The sequence below is a fragment of the Mesorhizobium sp. M5C.F.Ca.IN.020.32.2.1 genome (assembly GCF_004023105.1).
Classification (GTDB): domain Bacteria; phylum Pseudomonadota; class Alphaproteobacteria; order Rhizobiales; family Rhizobiaceae; genus Mesorhizobium; species Mesorhizobium wenxiniae.
In genome coordinates, this window is record NZ_RZSX01001146.1 from 1 (window position 1) to 1,628 (window position 1,628).

Annotated in this window: 3 protein-coding genes; 1 reads left to right on the forward strand and 2 read right to left on the reverse strand. The window is 65.1% G+C overall.

The features are described from left to right. Positions 1-30: 30 nt before the first annotated feature. Positions 31-1,068 carry a phosphotransferase family protein gene (locus EOA86_RS33755; protein ID WP_065007088.1) on the forward strand — a complete coding sequence of 346 codons (1,038 nt, stop codon included), beginning with the start codon at positions 31-33 and terminating at the stop codon, positions 1,066-1,068. Positions 1,069-1,145: 77 nt separating this feature from the next. On the opposite strand, the gene EOA86_RS33760 is transcribed toward EOA86_RS33755, so the two are convergent. Then, positions 1,146-1,451 carry a hypothetical protein gene (locus tag EOA86_RS33760; protein WP_128345502.1) on the reverse strand — a complete coding sequence of 102 codons (306 nt, stop codon included), beginning with the start codon at positions 1,449-1,451 and terminating at the stop codon, positions 1,146-1,148. 6 nt (positions 1,452-1,457) lie between these two features. Further along, on the reverse strand, positions 1,458-1,628 hold a 171-nt coding region (locus tag EOA86_RS33765), incomplete at its 5' end, for a DUF899 family protein (RefSeq protein ID WP_128345504.1).

The following is a 1,628-nucleotide window of genomic DNA, read 5'->3' on the forward strand; positions in this document are numbered from 1 at the left end:
GGCATAAGGGACGCGCGCTCAGGAGGAAAGATGGCGCAGCCGTTGAATGCGGACTTCGATCCTGCGGCATTGAAGGGTTTTCTGGCGAGCCGCTTCGGCGATGCCTCAATGTCGCTCGGGCGGATCGGCGGCGGACAGTCCAATCCTACCTATTTCGTGGACTATGGTGCGCATCGCATGGTGCTGCGCAAGAAGCCGGCCGGGCCGATCCTGCGCGGGGCGCATGCCGTCGATCGCGAATTCCGCGTGCTTGAAGCGCTGGCACCGACCAACGTCCCGGTGCCCGGGCCGGTGCTCTATCACGACGGTGCCGAGCTGCTCGGCACGCCCTTCTACCTGATGGAGCGGCTGGATGGTCGCATCTTCCACGATTGTTCGCTGCCTGGCCTTTCGCCCGCGCAGCGACGCGGCATCTATTTCGGCATGGCAGAAGCGATGGCCAAATTGCATGCCGTCCGTCCCGACGAGGTCGGTCTCGGCGACTACGGCCGGCCCGGCAACTATTTCGAGCGCCAAATTGGCCGCTGGACCAGGCAGCTCAGGGAATCGCCGAGCGACAGGATTCCGGCACTCGAAGCGGTCGCCGACTGGCTACCGCAGCATATGCCCGTGGATGATGGGCGCCTGTCGATCGCCCATGGCGACTTCCGCCTCGGAAATCTGCTGTTCCATCCCGACAAGCCGCAGGTGATCGGCATTCTCGATTGGGAGCTGTCGACGATCGGCCATCCGCTCGCCGATCTCGGCTTTTGCTCGATGACCTGGCATTCGGCCCCGGACGAATATGGCGGCATCCTCGGCCTCGATCACGAGGCACTCGGCATCCCCAGCCAGCGCGAATTCCTCGACCATTATTTCGCCCATGCCGTGCCCACCGCGCCCCTGCAACGCTTCCACCTGGTTTTTTCGCTGTTCCGTTTCGCGGTGATCTTCGTCGGCATCGCCGACCGGGCGCGGGCAGGCAGCGCGGCGTCGGCCGATGCCGCCGGCAAGTGGCCTCTCGCCGGCCGCTTTGCCGTACGTGCTCAAGAGATCATCCAAGGGGCAAGACCGTGGAGCGCCGCCTGAGACGAGCGCTCGCGCCCTGGTCCTTTCCCTACCCGCGGCGTCAGCAAGCCAATCCCAGAGGCTTTGCGAACGCCGGATCACGACCGGCGGACAGCGCTTCGTCGGCTGGCGACCAGCTTCAGCCAAGGCGCCAAATGGAAGGCGCTCATCAGCAAGTACATCATGACCATTCCGCTCAGCGGCGACGCATCTTGCGCCGCCGAGCAGATCATGTCCGCACCACCGGCAACGGCCGTCTGCAGCGCCATCATTACGAAGGTTGGCGCGGCTGCCAGGGATAGCCAGTCGGCCGCGCCGCGGGCGGCGACATTGTCGCTTGGGAAATCGGCAGATCCGCTGCCTGCGGGCGGCATCTTCTGCGTATCGTTGGAGTGCAGTGTCATCGAACGTCAGCCTTGGCCGTACTCGTCGTGACGGCGCCACCAGACGCCCGTCTCGTTACGCCCTCGGGGCGCGCGGTCGAGCCACTGATACATGCCCCAGAGGCCGTCCAATCCGCGCGCATAGGTGGAATAGGCGTGGTAGGCGACGCCGTCCTCGAGCACGAACGTGCTCATGCC